Annotated in this window: 4 protein-coding genes; 2 read left to right on the top strand and 2 right to left on the bottom strand. The window is 56.4% G+C overall.

Annotated features, from left to right (window positions below; genetic code table 11):
- The first annotated feature begins 221 nt into the window (after positions 1 to 221).
- On the top strand, positions 222 to 956 hold the full coding sequence (locus ACTU46_RS16110; protein ID WP_443383927.1) for a glycerophosphodiester phosphodiesterase: 735 nt from the start codon (positions 222 to 224) through the stop codon (positions 954 to 956).
- Positions 957 to 1,444: 488 nt separating this feature from the next.
- On the opposite strand, the gene ACTU46_RS16115 is transcribed toward ACTU46_RS16110, so the two are convergent.
- Entirely contained in the window at positions 1,445 to 1,816 is a 372-nt protein-coding gene (locus ACTU46_RS16115) for a Fic family protein (RefSeq protein ID WP_443383936.1), read from the bottom strand.
- Positions 1,816 to 2,022: a hypothetical protein gene (locus ACTU46_RS16120; RefSeq protein ID WP_443383930.1), complete on the bottom strand. Its 207-nt coding sequence runs from the start codon at positions 2,020 to 2,022 to the stop codon at positions 1,816 to 1,818. Before ACTU46_RS16120 ends, ACTU46_RS16115 begins: the two co-directional genes overlap by 1 nt.
- 554 nt (positions 2,023 to 2,576) lie before the next feature.
- Between ACTU46_RS16120 and ACTU46_RS16125 the strand changes: the two genes are divergently transcribed.
- Positions 2,577 to 2,699, top strand: a complete 123-nt coding sequence (locus ACTU46_RS16125) for a hypothetical protein (RefSeq protein ID WP_443383933.1) — start codon at positions 2,577 to 2,579, stop codon at positions 2,697 to 2,699.
- The last annotated feature ends 485 nt before the right edge of the window (positions 2,700 to 3,184 follow it).

The following is a 3,184-nucleotide window of genomic DNA, read 5'->3' on the forward strand; positions in this document are numbered from 1 at the left end:
CTTTTGTCATGCCCTGAGCATGATTGCTGCGGGGGTCCGGCCAGGGGGGGTGTGAACACCCCCCTTTGGCCGGGCCCCTTTTTTGTATGCCCGGGAGCGTGTCAAGGAGTGTGTGCCGGTAGCGTCACGGCGTCAATAAGCAGAGTCTCCGGGGCGCTCTGGGGGAGTGCCTACGTGTTAGATTCGAGACTCATGCGTGGCGCACTGAATGGAGATTCACAATGAAGATTGTCGGTCATCGAGGTGCTGAAGACCTGGAGCTGGAGAACACGCTGGCAAGTTTCGTTGCGGCCGAGGCCGCGGGGGCCGATGCCATCGAATTGGATGTTCATGCCTCGCGTGACAATCAGGTCGTTGTTATTCATGACCCCACGGCAGCGAGAGTGGGGAATCCAGACTCTGGACGCCTTGAGGAGCCGATGGCCGCCTTGAGGCTATCGGAAATCAAGGAGATTGAGCTTCGCGACGGTAGCAGTATTCCAACTCTGGAAGAAGTTCTCGACGCCGTGAAACTTCCCATTCAGGTAGAGGTGAAAGCCGCCGGGGCGGTGCCGGCTCTCGCCACCCTCTTTGAGAGGCGACCGGATGACCTGAAACGGGTTCTGTTCATCAGTTTCTTCGATATCATCTTGACGGAACTTGCCGCCAGACTCCCCAGCAGCCGGCTCGGAGTGTTGCGAGCACCGGAGTCGATCTTTGATCTGGCAATCCTCGAGGAGTTGAATGCGGTGAATATAGCTGCATTCCTTCCCTCCGTGGCTTCCCTCGAAATCTCCACGATCGCCAAGCTCCAGGCCCGGGGCATCAAAGTGGGATGTTGGACCATCAAGGATGAAGCAACCTTGAAGGTTGCTGAGCGCGCAGGAGTGGACATGGTCACGGTCAGTAATCCCCGCAAATTTCGCGCAGAACCACCTATTGCAGTCCAGCGCCCTTCCCCGGAATCCTTCTGGTGAGGGGAACATGGAGATGTTTAGATCTCTCAGGAGACCTCAACGGGTGACCCGGGGAGCAATATAGGCACCGTGGATCCGTCTTGAGGAGATCGCGGGCACGCTCGGAAGTGAATCGGTATCGAGAGCGCCGGCGCCTGCCGGGTTCTCCACGCACTTCAATCCACGCTTGTGTGCATACGCGACTTGCACGGTAGTGAACAAGGTTCGGGCATGCAGGTGCCTCAAAGATCAATCGAGTGAACACCCCGGCATCGCATGCTTTTGATTCTCGAGCGAACTACATCCTGCTCTCACAGTCTGGCGGACTTCCCGGGCAGTGAAAAATTTGCTGCTCGATTTTGTTGAAGGTCGGTATCACGCGAAAGCATGCCCCTCGGGCAACGTTGCAGCAACCGGGGAGAGCGCAACCGCGCTGTCTGGAAGCGACCGATATCGGATCGGATTTCTCCACAGGTTCTGAGTCCTGGGATATACCGCTGGGGAGCGGGTCAGGAGTAGAAACTGCGCAGGTGGTCAGCAATATCGTCGACCGGGGGAGGATGAGTGGCGATGTCTGTGATGAGGCCAAACCACTGGTCGTCAGTGATTTCATTATCGTCTATACCGTGGCTGCGGAGCATCAGTAAACCCAGCAGAACTCTGAGACGCTTGTTGCCGCCCAGGAGCGGGTGACTTTGTTCAAGGCTGTCGATGAGTGCACCGGTCTTGTGCCACACATCGGGGTAGAGGTCATTGCCACCGAATGTTGTCCAGGGGCGGTCAAGGGCGGTGGCAAGTAGGCCCCAGTCTCGGGCATGGAACCGGTTCTCTTCCAACCAGGGGCGCAGGGCATCCAGACTTAGGATTGCGCGTGTGTCCATCAAGCGTCTCGCAGCCGGTCCATCAGGGGCTTTCGCTGGGTGAAAATGTCATCGAGTTGACGTGAAGCCGTAACCCGAGCATTTTCTGTTTCCCACTGCTTCCTGATCAGTTGAGTGATGACCTGCTGCTTGGATAGGCCGGCAGAGGTGGCTAGGTAGCTCAACTGCTGATCCTCGGCGTTGGTCAGTCGAGGATTGGTAGCCATAGGGAAACGGCACCATTATGGTACCGGTATGGGTCTATGAGATTCGGAAGGCTTTTGCGTAGATATCAGAAGTCCTCTGCATGTCTGCTTCCCGCAGACTAATTTCGAGGTTGGTTGTGATGGCGATGCATGGACCCTCTTTAAGGATGCTTCATATGTTGAACCGGCTTAAGATGGCCAACCATATTTTGGCCAGTCGGCCCCTAAGTTACTTTGCTCGATTAACCGAATGACCGCCGATGACAGCCTTGGGATATCGGTTGGGGACACGGAGGTTTTGAACCATGGATTCAATTAGGCTCACCCCGCTCCTCGTCTAAGAAATAAAAACCATAAGCAATGAACCTGGTCTGAAAGAGGCGCCCGATGGTGTGATGGCGCACTACCCGATCCCGGCCCAATTCTCTTTTGTGTTCGCAGGTCAAGTCTCTAATTCCTGCCACGCTAGACAAGGAAATGGTGCTCCTGGTCCTCGAGGAAGAACGGCATAGAGATCAGTCCTCAGTTCATTCAGAACTGGGCGGTGCCTGTTGGTTGGGGCCCCTCGGGGTGGGGTGATCAACAACCTGGACACTAAGACCATCGTGGTTTTCCTTGGTGGAGTGCTGAACGCGGAAGATGATGAGAGCGGCGCCGGTGGCGCGAGCAGGGCTGCCCAGGTGCTGGGCAAGGTGTAAAAGAAGCTATCGGGCACTCAGGTCTGCGCACCGACCTAAAGGTGCCCGCCATGCGGTTCTGCAAATTGGGCAGAAGTCCCGGGGCCTCTGCCGCGTAGCGTCGTATCGGCCAGGAAGAACCTGAAAGTAGTTTTCTCCGAAGAGTGCTGTACGGATCCTCTCTCTGAAGTTGTAGGTGGTGCTGTGGGGAGCTATTCAATGCCAGCATCTCAAGGTTGAAAGGGGCACTATATTTGGCCTAGGGGAGTAAGTGGCCTCATTCCTGCGGAATCTGGTCTTCAGTCGCTCCTCGCCACACGGAGGCGGAGCTGCCTTTCGGCTCTCCTTCGATGCATGCCCAATTGCTGACCGGCTCTGGTCTGCTCGGGGGTCAGCTTCCGGACCCGAGATATCGAGCTATAACTTTCCTCTGAGCCTTGGTAGCTGTGACTGCCATGCCCTAGCCGGGGGAGAGCTTTCACCTTGATCTTGCCGAGCGTGGTCAA

Source organism: Corynebacterium sp. A21 (assembly GCF_052266655.1).
In the GTDB taxonomy this organism is placed as follows: domain Bacteria; phylum Actinomycetota; class Actinomycetes; order Mycobacteriales; family Mycobacteriaceae; genus Corynebacterium.